Source organism: Saprospiraceae bacterium (assembly GCA_016713025.1).
Lineage (GTDB): Bacteria > Bacteroidota > Bacteroidia > Chitinophagales > Saprospiraceae > OLB9.
Genome location: JADJPZ010000004.1, coordinates 4,057,449 through 4,077,720 on the forward strand (window position 1 = coordinate 4,057,449; position 20,272 = coordinate 4,077,720).

14 protein-coding genes and 3 pseudogenes are annotated in these 20,272 nt (G+C 38.4%); 7 read left to right on the forward strand and 10 right to left on the reverse strand.

Annotated features, from left to right (window positions below):
- Positions 1 to 107: 107 nt before the first annotated feature.
- From IPK35_23680 to IPK35_23695, 4 genes and pseudogenes are all read right to left on the reverse strand, one after another.
- Positions 108 to 348 (reverse strand): annotated as a pseudogene (locus IPK35_23680) (type II toxin-antitoxin system HicA family toxin).
- Positions 345 to 548 carry a 2-oxoisovalerate dehydrogenase gene (locus IPK35_23685; GenBank protein MBK8056188.1) on the reverse strand — a complete coding sequence of 68 codons (204 nt, stop codon included), beginning with the start codon at positions 546 to 548 and terminating at the stop codon, positions 345 to 347. Before IPK35_23685 ends, IPK35_23680 begins: the two are co-directional and overlap by 4 nt.
- 585 nt (positions 549 to 1,133) lie before the next feature.
- Positions 1,134 to 1,307 (reverse strand): DUF5615 family PIN-like protein, encoded by a 174-nt coding sequence (locus tag IPK35_23690; protein MBK8056189.1) that lies wholly within the window; start codon positions 1,305 to 1,307, stop codon positions 1,134 to 1,136.
- 250 nt (positions 1,308 to 1,557) lie between these two features.
- A complete protein-coding gene (locus tag IPK35_23695) occupies positions 1,558 to 3,945 on the reverse strand; it encodes a T9SS type A sorting domain-containing protein (protein MBK8056190.1) in 2,388 nt (795 codons plus the stop codon).
- A 374-nt stretch (positions 3,946 to 4,319) separates the two neighbouring features.
- Here IPK35_23695 and IPK35_23700 point away from each other — a divergent pair, with 374 nt between their 5' ends.
- From IPK35_23700 to IPK35_23710, 3 genes are all read left to right on the forward strand, one after another.
- Entirely contained in the window at positions 4,320 to 4,910 is a 591-nt protein-coding gene (locus IPK35_23700; protein MBK8056191.1) for a response regulator transcription factor, read from the forward strand.
- A 309-nt stretch (positions 4,911 to 5,219) separates the two neighbouring features.
- Entirely contained in the window at positions 5,220 to 5,810 is a 591-nt protein-coding gene (locus tag IPK35_23705) for a response regulator transcription factor (GenBank protein ID MBK8056192.1), read from the forward strand.
- Between the two features lie 13 nt (positions 5,811 to 5,823).
- Entirely contained in the window at positions 5,824 to 5,994 is a 171-nt protein-coding gene (locus tag IPK35_23710) for a hypothetical protein (protein MBK8056193.1), read from the forward strand.
- A 16-nt stretch (positions 5,995 to 6,010) separates the two neighbouring features.
- Here the strand turns inward: IPK35_23710 and IPK35_23715 are convergent.
- Positions 6,011 to 7,220: pseudogene (locus IPK35_23715) on the reverse strand (IS256 family transposase).
- Positions 7,221 to 7,480: 260 nt separating this feature from the next.
- Between IPK35_23715 and IPK35_23720 the strand changes: the two are divergent.
- Together IPK35_23720 and IPK35_23725 are read left to right on the forward strand one after the other, a co-directional pair.
- A complete protein-coding gene (locus tag IPK35_23720) occupies positions 7,481 to 9,388 on the forward strand; it encodes a tetratricopeptide repeat-containing sensor histidine kinase (GenBank protein ID MBK8056194.1) in 1,908 nt (635 codons plus the stop codon).
- 1,216 nt (positions 9,389 to 10,604) lie between these two features.
- Positions 10,605 to 10,970, forward strand: a pseudogene (locus IPK35_23725) (succinate--CoA ligase subunit alpha).
- 267 nt (positions 10,971 to 11,237) lie between these two features.
- Here IPK35_23725 and IPK35_23730 read toward each other — a convergent pair.
- From IPK35_23730 to IPK35_23750, 5 genes are all read right to left on the reverse strand, one after another.
- On the reverse strand, positions 11,238 to 11,906 hold the full coding sequence (locus IPK35_23730) for a hypothetical protein (GenBank protein MBK8056195.1): 669 nt from the start codon (positions 11,904 to 11,906) through the stop codon (positions 11,238 to 11,240).
- A 107-nt stretch (positions 11,907 to 12,013) separates the two neighbouring features.
- A complete protein-coding gene (locus IPK35_23735; GenBank protein ID MBK8056196.1) occupies positions 12,014 to 12,592 on the reverse strand; it encodes a DUF3109 family protein in 579 nt (192 codons plus the stop codon).
- 6 nt (positions 12,593 to 12,598) lie between these two features.
- A complete protein-coding gene (locus IPK35_23740; protein ID MBK8056197.1) occupies positions 12,599 to 13,900 on the reverse strand; it encodes an aminotransferase class V-fold PLP-dependent enzyme in 1,302 nt (433 codons plus the stop codon).
- Between the two features lies 1 nt (position 13,901).
- Positions 13,902 to 16,481 (reverse strand): ATP-dependent helicase, encoded by a 2,580-nt coding sequence (locus tag IPK35_23745; protein MBK8056198.1) that lies wholly within the window; start codon positions 16,479 to 16,481, stop codon positions 13,902 to 13,904.
- Positions 16,460 to 17,104, reverse strand: a complete 645-nt coding sequence (locus IPK35_23750; protein MBK8056199.1) for a UvrD-helicase domain-containing protein — start codon at positions 17,102 to 17,104, stop codon at positions 16,460 to 16,462. The genes IPK35_23745 and IPK35_23750 overlap by 22 nt, the downstream gene beginning before the upstream one ends.
- Positions 17,105 to 17,481: 377 nt before the next feature.
- On the opposite strand from IPK35_23750, the gene IPK35_23755 reads away from it, so the two are divergent.
- On the forward strand, positions 17,482 to 18,771 hold the full coding sequence (locus tag IPK35_23755) for an amidohydrolase family protein (GenBank protein ID MBK8056200.1): 1,290 nt from the start codon (positions 17,482 to 17,484) through the stop codon (positions 18,769 to 18,771).
- Positions 18,772 to 18,995: 224 nt separating this feature from the next.
- On the forward strand, positions 18,996 to 20,141 hold the full coding sequence (locus IPK35_23760; protein MBK8056201.1) for a serine hydrolase: 1,146 nt from the start codon (positions 18,996 to 18,998) through the stop codon (positions 20,139 to 20,141).
- Positions 20,142 to 20,272: the final 131 nt, after the last annotated feature.

Consider the following 20,272-nt stretch of genomic DNA (forward strand, 5'->3'; position numbering starts at 1 on the left):
TGCAACCGCGATACAGTATTTCAAGCATTCTGTTATAGCAGGACACCCGCTATAGGAAAGCTAGGTTTAATGTAACAACGTTTAAAATCTGCGACCATCGGCAAAGTTTAGGTATTAATTTTTTCTAACAATTCAATTTTACTTATATCCAAGTGCTTTGCTACATCATTTAGAATGCTGGAAACCAATTTTGATTGGGCTATGGTTCGGAATAGTAATGTGATGTTCATCATTCTCAGTGATTCTTGATAATCTGATATGGCTACCTTTCTGTCTTGTAACCAGATATCCAACTTTATATAGTTTTTTTACCAAACTTTCTCCAGATTCGTCCCTTGATAGCTTCATGCCGTTAGTACTTCATCTTTGACAAAATGCATTCTTACTATCCGTTGTACATTGTCATTAAAATGGCAAGATACTGCTTCAATGATATTCGCCTTCAATTCAGACCAAGTGTCTGCCTCTGTAAATATTGATATGCCTAGTGCTGAGGCTTCATATCCACCTTCTGATGATTCATTAATCACAAATATTAACTCTTGCATATAACTAATTTTAGAAGACAAAGATATAGGATTTTATTTATTAGCCATAAAACAATCTTCTTTCGATCGTCTCAGTAACGCCACGGCGTCACAAGTTATGCAACTGCGATGCACTATTTTACGAATCTTTATTCCGTAGGATAATTATCCATCGGGGTAAATTCAATACGCCCCTTACTTAAAAATAAAGCACAAAACTATATAATCTAAGTTTTGTGCTTTAGTGTATAGATATTTGATATTTGTGTTGACGAATTAAAAAATTCTTAAAAAATAGGATCGCAGTTACAAACTGCGACCATCGGGAGAATATCTTTCTCAAAAACAAACATGCTACTTTGACCTCTTAATCTTTCGAGCTCTTGCTTTGCTCTCTCATTTAAGATCGCTAATTCTTTTGGGTCAGTGCTACAACCAATTGATTTGATTAGTCTATTTCTACCATTTTCTTTTATTAAAATCTGGATACTGATACTACCCGAATTGTTCTTCTTTTGCCGTATAAACATACCCCAAAAGTACTTAAAATATCAGCGGGTCACCCGAATTTTACTTATTTCAATTATATAGGACTGATAATCAATATTATACAATTCCCATTTTTAAAAGTGCGGAAAACAGGAGGTCATTAAAATCTGAATCTTGGGTTACAATTGTGTATTGATTCAGTTTTGCAAAATCCCAAATAATTTTATCAGACGCATTTATTAGTTTCTCTTTTTTAACAGTTGAAGAACCTTCAAATTCTTTCGGCAGCATTTCTAATATTCAATTGCGGGCATAAACTTCAACATTGATGGTTATACATCAGGGAAATTTATCAGTTGGATACTTTAAAACATGTCTATATATTTTTTGATTACATCGATAAGGTTGTCGAATTAAATTTTTCAGTGGGATGACTTGAAGTCATCCCACCGAAAACATCGACCGAAAAAACATAAAAAAAGCAGCCGAAACAAATGTCCCGGCTGCTTTCTTATTCTTATGAAATTGATATTTTATATCATCATGGAGTTGTCCCTACGACAAGTCGTTTGGTCACATCGGGAAGTCCTTCAGCTCTCACCCTGATCATGTACATACCGCTGCTGAATCCTGATAAGTCCACCTGCTCTCTCTCCGTACCTGCTTCTATCACCGCCGTCCTGAGGAGTTTGCCCTGCAGGCTCATGATGTCCAGTTGCACCTGTGTCTTGCTGTATGCACTCAGGTCTATATCTGTCAGCCCGTATGTCGGGTTTGGAGATATCTTAAAGTCAGCTATGGCAAGCTGATCAAAATGGGTTCCAATATTATTAGGTCTTACTGGTGCTGAACCTGATCCGGTAGTACTTGTATTAGAAAAAGATGCTGTCCCTTGTGTCGATGGCGGAATCATCATCTGTACATTGGATGTATGGACGATCAGACCCATATTGATACATGATGCCATAGGGATGGTCTTGGTACCTACCGGCTTCCATGTGGTGCCATCCAGAGATACAAAAGTACTAAATACATTTCCAGTACGAGTGATACGCAACCAAAAGTGATTGATATGCGCATTGGCTAGAAATGTAGCGCTCGCATTGTTTACATCTCTGAAACTGCTGGATGACATGCCTGCTTTATTGATGGTCAACTGAGCCTTTTTAGCTCCTGCCATATCGGTTTCACGCATGATGAGACCTGCCAGTGCATTGGATGACATCGATGCCTTATTGACCAGTGTGGTGATACTACCGTCGCCGCAGAGTGTCGTCTGTGCAAATGCGTGTGCATCACTTGTATATGGGAAGTTGATCTGACAGTTGTTACAGTTTACTGAAAAAGTTTGAGTAGAATTATTGTATGATACACTGTTGCCATTTGGGATGTTCACGCCATTCGGTTGTTGACTCCAGCCACAAGGAAGACCGCCTACTGTAATGATGCTGGTACAGATGGACACATTGTCGCTCAAATCAGTCACCGTTACGGTTACAGGCACTGGCTGACCCACCTGAGCGCAGGAGATGGACGACGGATTGAGGGCGATGGACTTTATACCACAATTATCAGTGGCAGTCACTAATGATGCAGGGGATAAGGGTATATTCTGCTGACCATTGAAGGTGATAGATGAATTGTGACAAGTGACCATAGGTGGTGTATCATCTATGATGTTATAGATAAAGCTCCAAATAGAAGAAGTACTGCCACATGTATATACCCATGTATAAGTACGTGTCCCAACACAAGTTATAGGGTTTGGCGTATTTATTACCACAGGTCCAATGGGTGTAATACTCGTACCGTTACAGGCCAACACTGCCGGTGGAGTGGGTTGAATAGCCAAAGCCGGATTATTAACGATAGTAGCACCATTGGCCGGTACCACTGGATTGGCCAAAGTGCCAGGTACTGTACTCACAGGAGCAGATTCGGCACTCACAGTGGTGCTAATGACGTTGCAAGCACAGCGGGTACGAATGTTTTGTACCGGCACCGATTGATTATAGGTAGGTATATTTGTACTCCAGCTGCCCCCATTGACCTGATATTGCAATGTTGATAAGGCTGGACATGGTGTGCCTGATGGTGCAGCGATGCTGCCCACTGTGAGCGTACATCCTGTGCCGCATGTGCTGTTGGAAATGCTCACATTTAGTGGTGCTGTTGAGAAAGTGGGACATGGACATTCTCCAGCAGTCACTGACAAAGTAGCACCCTGACAACCTCCTACTGCAGTCCAAGGAGCCGTTAAACTTGGCTCAGGATCAGTTTCTCCCACTGTCTGAGTAAAAAGTACATTTGGTCCTGATCTCAATGAATATGTTGTTGGATTAGATTTAAAAATAGAAAAATTTCCAAAGGTATATGCAAAACTACCAGTAACAATATTTACTTCATCTCTTTGATAAGTACCTGTTACACCTGCGCAACTGCTAACGATGCATAACTTATTATTATCGGAAGTTCTTTCACCTCTGGTTACGGTTAGTCCTGAGCTATAACATTGAGTTGCGTATTGCCAATTACCATCAGGAGGTATTTCAGCGGTACCATTATTAAACATCCAGCCAGATGCCCCCAAAAACCATTTTGAACTATTCTGATGATAAGATATTTGAACATATTGATCGGTGGTAGAAATAAATACTCCAGGATTAACAAGGTTGGTGTATAAAAATGTACCAGTTAAAATTTGATGTGGAGTAGAGCAGGTGGAATTTGGCAACGAAACAAACGATCCTGATACAATGTAGTGGTAAACTGTTTTGGGTTGTGCGTAGGATATCAAGTAAAAGGATGAGAATACTATTACAAATAATATTCTGCTGATCACAAGGTTTGAGCAGTAGGTGCCCAATGCAAACATTGGATGATTTTTTAACACCCAGCGATTTAGATTTAAAGACTTTAGTTGCATCATTTTTAAAGATTTTGTAAAAGAAATAAAATATTAGTTAATTTAAATACCAATTGATGTAATGGTTAATGATTGTATAAGTAATGAGATACGATGTTTTAATTTAGTGCAAAAAAAAGAAAATATCAAGGCAGACGCAATAGTTATTTTTAACTATACGGATATAACATACTGAATATCAATGTTATAAAAACGAAAATAAATTGAAAAAGAGCTTTTGTGATTAAAAGTGGTCTCTTTTGGTCTAAAGTGAGTATAGCTGGCGGGCTACTTTTATTGTAGATATGATGCAAAATGAATATTTTACCATAAAAGGTTAGCTAAGTCCCTGCAAAGTCTATAATTTTACTGCCTGGAATACCTTCACAAAAATATCAATGATAAAAGTAGCCATATTTGATGACCATCCTGCCATCCTGGAGGCCTTGATCAAACATTTTGCAAATATAGATGGCATAACCATCGTTGGCCAGTTTACAGAAAGTCATGCTGTATTGGAATTTTTGAAAACGGAAAAGGTTGACTTTTTGATTTTAGATATTTTGACAGAAGAAGAGTTGGGACTTTCATTATTTGAGCATGTGGCAGAACACTACAAAGACATCAAAGTGATCGCCTATACCAATGTAAAATCGGCATTTGTGCATGATGAGTTGAGAAACGGTGGCGTGATCGCAGTAGTCAAAAAGGTGGAAAAATTGGATGTACTTTCTGATATCATATGCCAGCATCAGGAAGCGATATCAAACGAGTCCGGATTTAACTCTTTGTCGATCACCCCCAAAGAAAAAGATATAGCACATTATCTGGCGCGTGGTCTGACGGCAAGAGAAATCTCTGATTTGACACAAAACTCTATCAATACGATCAATAATCAGAAAAATACGCTGTTAGAGAAATTTGAATGCAGTAATACGACAGTGTTGATTTTGAAGTTGACACAGATGGGTTTGATTGATGTTATTTGAGTAGGACGGGGGAATGGAGAATGGAGAATGGAGAATGGAGAATGGAGAATGGAGGACGGAGAATGGAGGACGGAGAATGGAGAACGGGGAACGGAGAAAGGAGGACGGAGAAGGGAGAACGGAGAGTGGAGAGTGGAGAATGGAGGGCGGAGAAGGGATTTCGACTTATTTCCTGCGCTAAATCACCGTATTGCTAAATTAGGATACGGTGGCTGAGCGAAAACATACAGCGAACGAGCCGAATTCACTTAAGATAGTCAAATCAAACTAATAAAAATTTAGTTATATTTGCGATCTTAGAGAAAGCCCATGATACGAGTAGCCATTTTTGACGACCATCCGGCAATTATTGACGCATTGACAAGTCATTTTGACCAAATAGGTGATATTAAAATCGTCGGTAAGTTTACAGAGACAGGCACTTTATTTGAGTTCTTGGAAGAGAATGAAGTAGATTTTTTGGTCTCAGATGTTTTGACAGATGAAGAGATAGGCCTTGCGGTTTTTGAGACCATTGCCCTTAAGTACAATAACATTCGAATTATCGCTTTTACTAGTATCAAATCTGCATTTATACATGAAGAATTGAGAAATCTGGGTGTAATTGCTATTGTCAATAAAAAAGAAAAAATACACTTAATTTCTGATTTCATATTGCAATATAAGGAAGAAATTAAACGACTAAAACCTTATAAGTCAATGACTCTAACACCCAAAGAAAAAGAAATAGCCCATTATTTAGCCCAAGGATTGTCAGCAAAAGAGATCTCTTCCATTACACAAAACTCCATCAATACGATCAATAATCAAAAAAATACGCTGTTAGAGAAATTTGAATGCAGTAATACGACAGTGTTGATTTTGAAGTTGACACAGATGGGTTTGATTGATGTTATTTGAGTAGGACGGGGGAATGGAGAATGGAGAATGGAGGACGGAGAAGGGAGAAGGGAAAACGGAGAAAGGAGAATGGAGGACGGAGAAGGGAAAACGGAGAAAGGAGGACGGAGAAAGGAGGACGGAGAAGGGAGAATGTAGAACGGAGAAGAAGTTCATAAAGGAGGCTGTAAAATATTTTGTGTAAACAAAACTTCAAAGAATTATGGCTGAATCAAATTATCCTCAAAGATAATTAAAATTTCATTATGAGTAATATGCCAGTTATGAATTGGCATTGTCCATTTAACTTGAATTTGCTGAATAGCAAGATATACAGATTTCAAGGCTGCCTGATCATTTGGAAAAAGTGTTTTGGTTTTGGTAAATTTTCTGATGGCTCTGTTGAGGCCTTCAATGGTATTAGTGGTATACATAATTTTACGAATGTTAGTAGGATACTGAAACATGGGAGATAGATTTGACCAGTTTGCTTCCCAACTTTTAATGGCATAGGCATATTTAGACCCCCATTTTGCTTTAAAAGCTTCAAAAGCAATGAGAGCAGTTTCCATATTTAAAGCGGCATAAACAGTTTTTAAATCAGCCAGGAAGGCCCTTCTATCTTTCCATGGGACAAACTTCATAGAGTTTCTGATTTGATGAACGATACAAAGCTGGGATACGGTATCGGGGAAAGCAGTTTGAATGGCCTGAGTGAATCCTGTAAGATTGTCAGTGCATGCAATGAGCATCTTTTAACGCCCCTGTCTTTGAGCTCATTTAAGACAGAAAGCCAAAACGCGGCAGACTCGTTGGCGCTCATCCAGATGCCCAAAACTTCTTTGATCCCATTGGTTTTCAGTCCTATAACGATATAAATACTCTTGTTGATGATTTTATTATCCTGCCGGATTTTAAAACAAATACAATCCATCCAAACGATGTAATAAGTATTATCCAAAGGTCTGTTTTGCCATTCCTGGATAGCCGGAATCATTTTGTTTGTAATATCTGAAACAAAGGTTTTAGAAACGTCTAAGCCATAAATTTCCTGAATTTGAGCTGTTATGTCATCGGTGCTCATACCTCTGCTGTAAAGAGATGTAATGACAGATTCTACTTTCTCAGTGGTAGTTTGGCCCTTGGGAACATGATAGGCTCAAATTCACCGTTACGATCCCGTGGAATATCCAACTCTACCTGTCCTTGTGTAGTGCGTATCTTTTTCTTATAAGACCCATTCCGGGAATTACCTGAATTAATCCCATCGGGCGAGTGTTTTGAATAGCCTAAATGATGACTTAGTTCAGCTTTTAAAAGTTCTTGAATGCCATCTTTGTAAAGACCATTCATAACATTGTCAAAATCATTAAGAGACTTGACATCCTGAAGAAATTCAGAGAGATTAAGATTAAATTTGTTACTTTGCATAACTATTAAATTTGTTAGGTTAAAAAATGTGTCTGTACTTGGTCGCACAAACATATTAAAAAATTTTCCATCTGTGGGGGGTACCCCCCACAGATGGAAGCCTAACTCCTTGATACTAGTTTACACAATCCTTCTTACACTCCCTCATAAAGTGGGCTATTTTTCATATCATTGCATTTTAAAATTAATTGAATAGAGTGTTTCATTCAAAAGTCATAATATTTAGCTTGCTTTTTTGTTTGTCATTCCAAAACAAATCTTTGGCACAGTTAGACAATGGCCAAAACCACCCAAAAAAAGACTCTCTATATCAGATTATCTTTGACAAGGATAAAAGTGTAAGTATAACAACTGATGCAATCAAGGCATTGAATACTTTCAGAATACCCATGGAAGATACGATTTTCCAACAAATCGATAAATTAATACTTTCTAAAAACTGCACACCCAAAGATAGAGTCAATCTATTTCATTATTACGGTATTGGGTATTATAGGAAAGGAGATTACCAGAATGCTGAACGACAACTGGAACAATCTTACAATAGTTTTAAGACGTATAATCAACTTGACGTAGATCTGGCTTTTTTTACCAATTATGGACTTGTAAAAAATAACCTGGGCAAAAACAATGAAGCTATACCCATCTATCTCGAAGGTATTCAAATAGCTGAAAAAGCTCGGAAAAACAAAGATTTAGGTCACCTATATACTAAATTGGGTGATATTTATGTCAATCTTAAAAAATACAATGATGCCGACAATTATTATCGTCAAGCAGTAGCATTGGGTAAAAAGATAAAAGACCAAAAGGTCGAAGCTTATGCATTGCGAGGATTGGGTACAAGTGCACTCAATGCCGGAGATTATAATAAAGCAGTCGAAATATTTAAAGAAGCTATTTCTATTTTTGAGTCTCTGCAAGATGGTTTTATGATCAATGATGTAAAGAGTTTTTTAGCTGCGACTTACGATGAGATGGGAAGGTACGATGCAGCAGAAAAATTATATGATGAGGCAGCACTTTACTTTAAGAATTCCGGTTACAAAGGTGACCTTTATTATATCGCCATAGATAAGGGTAAGCACCTTATCAAAAAGGGAGACTTTAAAAATGCTATCAAAAGTTGTTCATACGCTAAAGATAATTTGCTTGAAATAGGTGACATTTTCTGGGCCACAGAAGCTTGGAAATGTATGTATGAAGCTGCGAAAAAAGATAGAAATTATAAAGATGCCTTGACTTATTACGAAGGATTTATTAAGTATCATGATAGTTTGGTCAATGATAAAAACATTCAAAAAATCACAGAACTGCGCAAGGATTTTGAGTTCGATAAAGAGAAAGAAAAAATATCTATAGAAACTACTCAAAAAATCGAAAGAGAGAAAATCTTTCAAAAATATATGGGTTTGGGCTTGCTCTTACTTTCAGGGCTTTTGTTTTTTGCATTCAGAGCATATAAAACAAAGCAAAAAGCCAATGCAAGCATTTTACAAAAAAACATAGAATTGGAGAAATATAGCCAAGCTAATGAAAATTTGATTTTTTCTCTATCACATGACATCAAAGAACCGATGCTAGGTGTACAATTGCTGCTCAAAAAACTTAAGTCCGAAGATGAGCATATCCAAAAAGCTTCCGAAAGCATGGGCAATCAGATAGCCTCCATCAATAGCATCGTAAATAATTTATTGCAATTGAAAAAATCCAGTAATACTACCCAAGAAGGAAACGTAAGTCATGAGATGATAGTCCACACCATAGATAATATAGCAAAAGAACTGAATTACAAACTGGTAGAAAAAAATATCAAACTACACAATACAGTTTACCATACGCCGCTACTTACACTGCCCATCTCATCCCAAAAGTTGTATCTTACACTTCTTAATCTTATAAATAATGCCATCAAGCATAGTCCATATGATAGCACTATTGAAATATTTGCCAAATCGGATGGTATCTATATCAGAGATTTTGGTAGCGGCATAGATCCTGACACCATGGCAAAAATAGGTAAGGACAATATCGATAAAGATGACTATAGTGGCGGGTCAGGCATGGGCTTGATGTTGGTGAGCAATCTCCTGGCTGGCACCGGTGTGCGCTTGTATTTTGAAAATTTGCAAGGTGGTACGCTGGCAGGGATTAAGTTGCATTCTTAATCCCCAATTGTCGCTGTTTCTAACTGTTGTCAGGTTAAAACTATCTACGCCATAGCGGGTAGATAAGTGCAATATCGATCTTGCTATTTATAAACCAGTCTAATGACTAGTGCTCTGACAAAATAAAAAACTTAATGAAATGTTGTTCTTTTTCCTAATATCTGTGTTAAAAATACTCGTCGTTGCTACTGCTACGCCTGTGTTTTTTGCCTGGATCTTAGAAAAAATAACGGCCATTATAATTTAACTCTTTATTTAGGGCCAGCTTGCATTAACCTAAATATATGATAATCATATTTTTATATGCAATTTTAAATAAATAAGTGCAAAGGTTTTTAATCATATCATTCAAAACTCATGCTTCTATATCAAGTTGATCATCGCCTCATGCCGGCTCGGCAAATACTTTTTGCATTGCCCAAAAAGTATTCAAAAACGCTAGTTCAAAAAAAGGTAACTGAATGGTGCAGCTTTGCTGCATTTGAGTGATACGAAATCACTCAAAAATGAAGGCACTGATTTAAACTTAAATCAGCTAGGTGTATTGTTGTTCATTCCCGACCTACCCATCCCTTTCGGGTTCCTTCACTTCTCGCACTGTCATGCTCGACCTTACAGGATCGTTCAGTCCTGCATTTTTCTATCGCCTTGATTATGAATCGTTTAATTTGTATCATTGTAGACCGGCGATAGACGCACTTTTGACTCTTCATTCTCTATTGCTGGTTTTTGAACGGAACGTCTTCGAAATATATGTATCCAAAATGAATGGATGACTTATTCAGCAGACCCTATTTAGTCAGAGCACTAGAGTAACTTTTACTGACAATCCAATAATCAACAACATCTCACTTTCGCTCTCAAAGTATTCCAATAGTGTTTAGTGATTTTAATATTTGTAGCTAAATGAATGATTGCTAAAATGATTGCTCCCGGAAGTAGGTTTACTGCTAGAAAGTGGAAAGTGTCAAAATGCTTCAATCCTGATAAACTCCGATCGTCGAAGTTTTCAACTGCGATGCACTATTTTATGAATCTTTACCCCGTAGGATAATTATCCAACGGGGTAAATTCAATACGCGCACCTCACTAAAAAACAAAGCACAAAACTATATAATCTAAGTTTTGTGCTTTAGTGTATAGATATTTGATATTTGTGTTGACGAATTAAAAAATTCTTAAATAATAGGATCGAAGTTACAAACTGCGACCATCGGGTGTATCCACAGCAGTAGGTATAGGTGGGGATCCGATCATTGGTACACCTACAAAAGATGCGGTCAAGTTACTTATGGATGATCCTGAAACTGACGGTATCGTCATGATAGGTGAGATCGGGGGAAATTATGAAGCTGACGCTGCAAGATATATCAAAGCGACAGGAAATAAAAAACCTGTCGTAGGATTTATTGCGGGGCAGACAGCACCCAAAGGCAGAACAATGGGACATGCAGGTGCGATAGTGGGAGGCCATGATGATACTGCGGAAGCAAAAATGAAAATCATGGCAGAAAATGGTATCCATGTAGTCAACTCGCCAGCTGAAATAGGCATCACCATGGCAAAAGTATTGAAAGGTTAATTTGGATGATGATATCATTGCGTGATCATACAATGAGCCATCTTATTTGTTAGACATCATTGCCTAAAATCCAAACAATTTAAGTTTTTTTGAGACGGTTCTGACTTTCTATCACACCATACAAACGTCTTAAGCAGACATTTTTCTCAGCATTTTCTGATTGAAATTGATCATACCCAAATAGTTACTTTTGCAGAAATAATAGGTGATAAAATCAGGTTCAAGTTAAGAAGTACAAATAATTGATATCTATAGTTCGTTCTATTCTTATCTAATCTTTCGTCCGAATATCCCATTCAACAGATCGAAGGAGAACTTTCCGGTCTCTCTTTTCAGCTTGATTTGGAATGCTATTTCAAGTCCAAAAAGTACTCCGATGGCATATAAAATAAGTCCTGCCCGAAGATACAGAAAAGGTTGAAAATATATCTCAAAGATAGGTTCCAGAAGGATTCTGGCCAAAGTAATGCCACAAACTATCAGCAATGCTGCCATGGCGGTAGCTTTTATAGTCAGGTAAAGATCATTATTCAGCTTACGATTACATATACTGTAAAGACCTATATAAATATTATTGTCAGGGTCCATTGTAATGAGTTGAAGCAGAATTTCTTTGGCTTTTTTATAATCATATTGCTGGTAGTGGCATGCCGCTTTTTTGAACAGCAAATCATTAAATATGTTATCTCCTTTGAAGGTGTAAATATTTTCGGTTATGACTGATTCAATAATCGGATCAACAAATCTCAAAAAACGTTCATACCTTCCCACCTCAAAGAGACATATCAAATAGTCTATATCAAGCTCAATTTTTTCATCAAAGTATAGCCCGTCAATAGCTTTTTTGTTATCTTCATAATACCTGACTTTTTCGCGCCAGGCATCATCACCCAACCGAAAGTAGCTCAGGTATATATTTCTTGAATGAACAGGCATATAAGCTTTTATATCGTATTTGCAATACAAAATTAAATCAAATATGTTTCAAAAGCAAGATCTAATAAACACAACGTTCAATTATTCTGGTATTTTTTCACCAGACATCATTTTTTAAGATGTTCGGCCGCGGCTTCCAGCTCATCAAAAAAATCCTGACCTTTTTTTCTGATGATGGCATCCATGACAAACCTGTATAGTGGTACTTTTTCTTTTTTACCTTTTGTACATGCTGCACTGCAGATGTCCCACTGATCATAATTCCATGCTTCAAATCCTGATATTTCATTCATGGCAATCCTGACCGGATACAGATGACAGGATATAGGTTTTTGAAATGTGATTTTGCCTTCGTACCAGGTCTTTTCTATACCACAAACGGAGATTCCGAGTTCATTTTTAGTCAGAAAAACGCAGGCACCATCCTCGTGACAAGATGTGCCCCACACACCCGGGTCATGATAATAAGTGAATCCTTCTTGTGTCTTAAGATACTCTTTGGAGCGTTCAGGAAGATTTTCAGCAACGACATCCAAATACTTTTTTATCGTTTCTATTTCATGCTGATCGACAGGTGCACCATAATCACCTTCTGTACAGCAAGCACCTTTGCAGACATTGAGGTCGCAAACAAATTTTTCTTCTATCAGATCATCACTGACCAACACATCTCCGATTACAAGCATGATTTCTTATTTTTTCTTTTTATCTGCAGCGACTTCACTGATAGCCCGCACAAGTTTGTCCAGATCCTGTGTTCTTGTATATACATGTGGCGTGATGCGCACACAGCTGATATTTTCCCAAACGATACCTACTGTATGTATTTTATATTTAGAAAACAAGGCACTGTCCAGTTCGCCGGGAGTCATACCATCGACACTCACTCCACAGATAGCACAAGAATAAGCGTCCTTGAGCGAAGTGTGAATTTTTACATTGGGGATGACTGCTACCTTCTCAGCCCAATAGTTTTTTAGATATCTGATTCTTTCTTCTTTTCTTTTACTGCCTATGGCCTGGTGAAAATTGATGGCTTCACCGATACCTTGCTCTATAGGGAAACTTCGGGTACCCAGGGTTTCAAATTTCCTGATGTCATCACTCTGTGGTTGGTCATTGCAGACCAATGGCCATATATCATGAATATTTTCTTTTTTGATCCAGAGCATGCCACTACCGATAGGTGCTGACAAAAACTTATGAAGGGAAGTTCCAAAATAGTCACAACCCAGTTCGGGGATTTTGAAATCAAGCAGACCAAAGCTGTGCGCACCATCCACTATGGTTTTTATGCCATATTTCTTTGCCATAATGCAAAGCTTTTTTACCGGCAATATCTGTCCAACCCAGTTGACGACGTGGGTGATATGCAGCACTTTTGTTTTGGAAGTAATGGCTTTTTCAAACTTGGCCACGATCTCTTCATCATTCTCTATCGGAAATTGAAAATTGATCTGGATATATTTGATTTTATCTCTGGCTTGTCTTTGTCTCCATGCCTGTATCATATTGGGATAATCCTGCAGTGTGCCTATCACTTCATCACCGGGAGACAGATTCATACCATAGATAACAGTATTGAGCGCTTCTGTAGAGTTTCTGTTGATGGCCACTTCTTCTGGACTACAACCTGCAAGATCTGCCAGTTTTTCGCGTAGAGGCTCTCTTCCCTGATCAAGGATACGCCACATGTAGTATGACGGACCTTCATTAGACAGTTTATTGTATCTTTCGACTGCTTCCTGTACCACTTTAGGGCTTGGACTCACACCACCGTTATTGAGATTGATTATGGAAGGATTGACGGTGTATGCTTGCTGGATGACACTCCAGTAGTCTTCTTCTCTTGCCAGTTGAGCAGCGGAAAGGTGTTCGTATTTTTGATTAAGTATGCCTATATCATGCGAATGCCATTCCTGAAACAAGCTTCCGGTAGAAAAAGCCCCGGCCAGCATTCCTGTTTTTTTTATAAAAGATCTTCTGTCTTCCATTTTAGTCACGTATTAATTCACTTTCAGAAATTTCAACTTCTATTTCATTGTCTTCATCTTCATTTTCTATTGATTTTACCGGCATATTTCTCAAAACAAAATTACACCATTGGCAATTTTCTTCCCCACATCCGGGCTTAAATATATGTTTTTTAATTCCGTCATACGTCTCCACTATTTGTTTACCCACAATCTCAACGTCGCGGCTATTTACATAAAACTCTTTGCTGGATAATTCGCCTGATTTCTTATCTTTTTCCACAAAGTCCATAATGCCTTTTGTCATTTTCCAGGAGTGCCTTTTATCTCCTTCGAGCAGGATTTGATAAAAAGATATCTGGCGCCAGTAATCACCACCCGGATCTTCTTCATCTTTTGGAGGATTCAGCTTGGATTTGTTTGATTCGTATTTTCCGGTTTTGTAATCTGTCACAGAAATATGGTCGGCATATACATCGATCCGGTCTAGTTTGCCGGATATAGGTACTCCGAGGTATTCGGTAGAAGGTATGCTGTACTCCAACTCATACTTTGCTGGTCGGAGCCATGTGGTGGCATATTGATGATAATAATCTCTGAGTACCTGAGTTCCATGTTTGATATGATTGTCAAACTCCTGTGCTGTAAAATGAGATCTGTATTTGTCCATTCCCTTCTCAAAAAATGTAATCATCTTGGTGACAGACGCTATAGATCTTGGTTTGGATGTTTCGATATCTCTGAAAAACTGCTCCAGCGCATAGTGGATGGCATTACCGAAACCCATGCTGACACTACGCCCCAACGGAACCCGAAGTGTGTTTTCAAAATAAAAAGCCAGCTTACACTTCAGGTATTTGTTTAGACTGGTGACGCTCATTTTGAAATTCTGAAGCACCAGGTCGATATGTTCATGATTGATAAGTTTCGGTACACCTTGTTGATATCTCATCAGTTCAGCTTTGTAATTCAAAACATCATAGGTATCAATAGCAGGAAAAACCACATCTCTGTCATCATATTTGATCTCGGCAATAAATTTACTGACTTTAAGTGACGACTCATCATCTTTTTGTTGAGGGTAAGATATGTAGAGATGTTCTTTGGCTCTCGTCATCGCAACATAAAATAGCCTGCGTTCATCTTCTATACTGTTTTCTTTTGTCGTGGCAGTTAATGAAGGGATGATAGCAAAATTATTGTTATTGCCCCTGTTAGTTTCCCACATATTGTCAGTACAATGGATGATAAACACGTGTTCGAATTCCAGGCCTTTGGCACCATAAGCTGTCAGAAAATTGATACCATTTTCATTAGAGATGATCCGGTTTACAGGAAGTTGAATATTGGTTTCTCTCATCAGGTCTATCATGACCAACAGTTGTTTGAGCGTAAGTTGCCGCACTTTTGCAGCTTCATTTTTTACATAATCAAAAAACGTATTGACTAATTGAAGTTTCCACTCCTTATCCGGATCTGACAGCAATGCGTGTAACATATTGCTCTCTGTGATTACCTTTTCCAGCAATGTCTGAATGGTGACATTGGGGATATCAGAAATCCATTTTTCGAGGATGGATGAAATTTGTATCAATGACTGTATATCTTTTACACCCGCTGACAGTAAGTGATGTTCGTCACGGATGACCTGACGCCAATGAAGATATTTGCTATCGTCATCATCTGACTTTTTGCGGCAATATATACTCAAAGCCGCTATATCTAAAGGTGACAATCCAAAAAAATCATAATGCAGCAATTCAAAAATAAGATCTTCGCGGCTATGAGGCCTTATAAACTCATCCTGCAAGTACTCAAGAATCTTTGTAATCTTGAAAACTTCATTTTCAAAGAGGGCATTGACTCTTTTTTTTACATTGATAGGTGTTTTCTGTTGTGAAAAATACCTTGTTAGATTTTCTGCAGTACTATGTTTGGTGTAAATGATTGAAATGTCCTTATACTCGACTCCTGACTCATGGAGCTGGTGGATTTTATTGATCACGCCGACCTCCTCCTGAGCCTGATTGAGATAACATAATATCTGTGGTTCAGGAGCGTCAGGATTTTTTGCTTTTCTATCTTCTGTAAGTTCTTTGGTAAGATATGAATATTTTTTTACCAATCGCTCTTCATTATTTTCTATCAGCATTCGCGCCCTATCCAATATCTTTTGGCTGGAACGATAGTTATTGGTAAGTACAATCTCAACAGGCTGATATTTTTCTTTAAAATCAAGGATGCTGTTCATGTTGGCACCCTGAAACCTGAAAATACTTTGATCGTCATCACCTACAATAAAAAGATTTGGCTTTTCCCAGTAGTCTGCAAGGGTAAATAATAAATTGTTTTGTGCGCCATTGGTATCCTGATATTCATCAACCAGGATATACTGATATTTTTCCTGATATTTGGCAACAAGTTCGTCATGTTGTTTGAATTTTTCGATGACCCACAATATCATATCCTGATAATCAAATCTTTCATTTTTGCGCATAAGCTGATTGTAATTGGGCAATTCAGCAGCAGCGGCAACAGTGCTACTGTATTTTTCCAATTCAGTATTGATGGTTTTGATCTTTAAGTCGCCAGCATTGTACACCTGGCCGGTATTTTTATCCGTAGTTTTTTTCTATAGATGTGCGGACTTCTTTCCGGATCGAGCAGAATGCTTTTATATTCTTCAAAAGCATCCTGAATGGACTCAGGACTCCACTTTTCTTGTTTCATCAGTGCAAACAGGTTTTTCAATCGCGGTACCTCAAAGTACTCATCTCTTTTGAGCCGTTTCAGTAGATGATCGTCTGAAAAACCATCTATCAGACTCCTTAGAATGCTGGCTTCTTCCAGATCAGACACCTGCTGAAGGTCCCTGAAATCTCCGAAGTACTGCATATTATCTCTGATCACGCTGTTGCAAAATGCATGAAAGGTATGGATATTGACATTGTAAGCATCCGGTCCTATGAAGGATTCCAGCCGCTGCCGCATCGCATTGGCTCCCTGATCGGTATAGGTCAGACAAAGTATATTGTGTGGGAAAACATCCGTTTTCATAAGTATATTTCCTATGCGCACGGCCAGCAGTTGTGTCTTTCCGGTACCCGGCCCTGCGATGGTCATTACGGGACCTTCCAAAGTAGCTACAGCCAGCTTTTGTTTTTCATTTAGTTGACTATATGCAGTTTGCCATGATTGCTGATATTTTTCTTTAATGGGTATCATCTGGTAAAAGTAAGAAATTTCTTAGTAACAGCATGTTTAAGTATATATAACAAATTGCACTTTTTCAATGTTCAATTTAATAACTGGTAAAAACGTGGTTGAATTTGGGTGGGTCGTCCATTCAGGGAATGAGCCTACCTGCTTATATAGGCAGGGGTAGAGAGGAAGAAAATATGAATTTGTGCAGCTTGCTATACACGCTATGCTTAAATTTTTATAAATTGAGCTTCATATTGAGTCCTTAATCCTATTAGATGTTTTATGAAATTTCTACCTATTTCTTTTTATCCCTATCGGGACTATTTTAAAAAACAATTTTATGATTAAATTTTTCTAAAATTTCAGAAAATACGTTTAAATAACCAAATTATTTGGAAATGATACAATTGAAAGAAAGCTTTATAAAGTTGAAAAGCATTTTAACTTTTGCCATTTATATATGGTTTGTAACATGTATTTACACACAATCTTCTGATAAATTTATCCTCCTGAAACCGGATCGGGTATTTGACGGAGAGACGATGCATGCAGATTGGGTCGTGCTGGTAAAAGGGAACCGGATAGAGCAGGCCGGACCGATGAATTTCAACCTTCCTGCAGGTACCGTGGTCATCGATTTGAAAGGCATGACACTCCTTCCGGGACTAATCGAAGGCCATACACATCTCTTTCTACATCCCTACAATGAAGTGTCTTGGGACAATCAGGTGCTGAATGAAAGCAGGGCAGAAAGAACCGTGCGCGCCGTCAACCATGCCAGGGCCACTCTGATGGCAGGTTTTACCACAGTGAGGGATTTGGGTACAGAAGGATCGATGTACGATGATGTGGGACTGAAAGAATCAATAGAGAAGGGCATCATCCCCGGCCCGAGGATGATCATTTCCACCAGGGCATTGGTCACTTCAGGCAGTTATGGGCCTAAATTATCACCAGACAATCAGAACGAAATCGGTGCTGCCGTAGCTGATGGCCATGATGATCTGATCAGAGAAATCAGAACCCAAATAGGCAAAGGAGCAGACTTTATCAAACTATATGCAGACTACAGATGGGGCCAAAACCTACTGGCCCAACCCACTTTTACCCAGGAAGAATTAAAACTTGCAGTAGAAGTTACATCCAGTTCGGGCAGGAAAGTGGTCACCCACGCAGTGACCCCTGAGGGTATGCGCAGATCAGTCATGGCCGGAGTGGTCACTATCGAACATGGAGACTTAAGTACAGATGAAGTATTCCGACTGATGAAAGAAAAAGGGATAGCCTTATGCCCGACATTGGCCGCAGCAGAAAGTATCCTTTCCTACTCAGGATGGAAAAAAGGCACAGATCCCGAACCACAACGGATAAAGGATAAAAAAAGGAGTTTTGCCCTTGCTCTAAACTCAGGAGTGACCATATGTATGGGTGGAGATGTGGGAGTATTTTCTCACGGTGATAATGCCAAAGAAATGGAACTCATGGTAGAATACGGCATGCAGCCTGTTGATGTATTAAAGTCTGCTACATCTGTCAATGCTGATGTGTTTGGTTATGGCGATAAAGCAGGCAGAATCAGAAAAGATCTGTTAGCTGATTTGATTGCCGTGTCAGGAGACCCGACGCAGGATATTAAAAATATCAGGAATGTACGATTTGTCATGAAAGATGGAGTGATTTTTAAATGAAAATATGGTTCGATTTAAAATATTGTCTCTAACGTGACTATTTACTAAAAACAATCTTTTGATCAAATTTTTCAGAAATATAAGACACAAACTGTTTAATGAAAACATACTATTCAATGACTTAAAATATGCCAAATTGGGAAATAAATTTTATAACCATTATATTGTGATTTAAATTTATCGCATCATATTTTCTTTTCATTTATAATATCACAAGACATCATATGAAGACTTTATTAACCCTAATAGTCTATATAATTTTTACTGTATCAGCTGCTTTAGCGCAGGGGAGCTATTTTCCGGATGTATTTTGGCAATCCAAAAAGCCCGAAGACCTGGGATTTAATCAAAACCTACTGGATAGTGCCATCATCATGGCGACAAAAAATGAAAATAATGTCGAAAAAGATTTACGTATCGCATTGTTGAAGTCTTATGTTAGGGAACCGGGTTACAGAATCATTGGACCGACCAAACACAGAGGAGGTCCTGCCGGGGTCATCATTAAAAAGGGATATGTAATAGCACAATGGGGAGATGTCGATCGTGTAGATATGACCTTCAGTGCTACCAAAAGTTATCTTTCTACGGTCGCCGGTTTGGCAGTGGATAGGGGACTAATCGCGAGCATAAAAGATCCTGTAAAAAAGTATGTCATTGACGAAAGCTTCGAAGCTGAACACAACAGCAAGGTAAACTGGGAGCATTTGCTGCATCAGAATTCTGATTGGTCAGGCACCCTGTTTGGATTGCATGACTGGGCAGACAGACCACCTAAAGATGGAGGTGTCGATGAGTGGAAAAGCCGCATTTTGGTTGAACCGGGTACAGTATATGAGTACAATGATGTCAGGGTCAATTTACTGGCATATAGCCTGCTGCAGGTATGGAGAAAACCACTTCCCATAGTACTCAAAGAAAACATCATGGACCCTATAGGTGCATCCACTACCTGGAGATGGCATGGATATGAAAACTCTTATGTAAATATGGACGGACTCATGATGCAGTCGGTCAGTGGAGGCGGACACCATGGTGGTGGACTTTTTAGCAATACTATGGATATGGCGCGATTTGGTCTTTTATTTTTAAGAAACGGAAAGTGGAAAGAAAAACAACTCATATCAGAAAGGTGGATTCAGGAAGCTATACGACCATCTCTGACTCAAAAAGACTATGGATACCTTTGGTGGCTTAATTCTGACAAAAAATGGAAAAACGTCCCTTCCGGGGCATTTTATGCTTTGGGATATGGTGGTAATTATATCATTGTAGACAAGGAAAACGACATGGTTATCGTCATCAGATGGGTCAACGATAAAGTAGAAGAAGTGTTGAATCTCATTTATCAGAGTATGGTAAAAAAGTAGTGGCGATTACCGGGATAGCATTATAAATAATAATGGCATTTTGCAAAAATTATATTTTAGTAAGCATGAACTTAAAAGATCGGTGACTGATTGAAAGAAAAAACAGCCCCAATTATATACCATGCCTTTGA

Excerpts from the sequence above, each read along its gene's own strand:
- IPK35_23685 (MBK8056188.1), bottom strand. The coding sequence starts at position 548 with ATGCAAGAGTTAATATTTGTGATTAATGAATCATCAGAAGGTGGATAT.
- IPK35_23690 (MBK8056189.1), bottom strand. The coding sequence starts at position 1,307 with ATGCTGCCGAAAGAATTTGAAGGTTCTTCAACTGTTAAAAAAGAGAAA.
- IPK35_23695 (MBK8056190.1), bottom strand. The coding sequence starts at position 3,945 with ATGATGCAACTAAAGTCTTTAAATCTAAATCGCTGGGTGTTAAAAAAT.
- IPK35_23700 (MBK8056191.1), top strand. The coding sequence starts at position 4,320 with ATGATAAAAGTAGCCATATTTGATGACCATCCTGCCATCCTGGAGGCC.
- IPK35_23705 (MBK8056192.1), top strand. The coding sequence starts at position 5,220 with ATGATACGAGTAGCCATTTTTGACGACCATCCGGCAATTATTGACGCA.
- IPK35_23710 (MBK8056193.1), top strand. The coding sequence starts at position 5,824 with ATGGAGAATGGAGAATGGAGGACGGAGAAGGGAGAAGGGAAAACGGAG.
- IPK35_23730 (MBK8056195.1), bottom strand. The coding sequence starts at position 11,906 with ATGCCTGTTCATTCAAGAAATATATACCTGAGCTACTTTCGGTTGGGT.
- IPK35_23735 (MBK8056196.1), bottom strand. The coding sequence starts at position 12,592 with ATGCTTGTAATCGGAGATGTGTTGGTCAGTGATGATCTGATAGAAGAA.
- IPK35_23740 (MBK8056197.1), bottom strand. The coding sequence starts at position 13,900 with ATGGAAGACAGAAGATCTTTTATAAAAAAAACAGGAATGCTGGCCGGG.
- IPK35_23750 (MBK8056199.1), bottom strand. The coding sequence starts at position 17,104 with ATGATACCCATTAAAGAAAAATATCAGCAATCATGGCAAACTGCATAT.
- IPK35_23755 (MBK8056200.1), top strand. The coding sequence starts at position 17,482 with ATGATACAATTGAAAGAAAGCTTTATAAAGTTGAAAAGCATTTTAACT.
- IPK35_23760 (MBK8056201.1), top strand. The coding sequence starts at position 18,996 with ATGAAGACTTTATTAACCCTAATAGTCTATATAATTTTTACTGTATCA.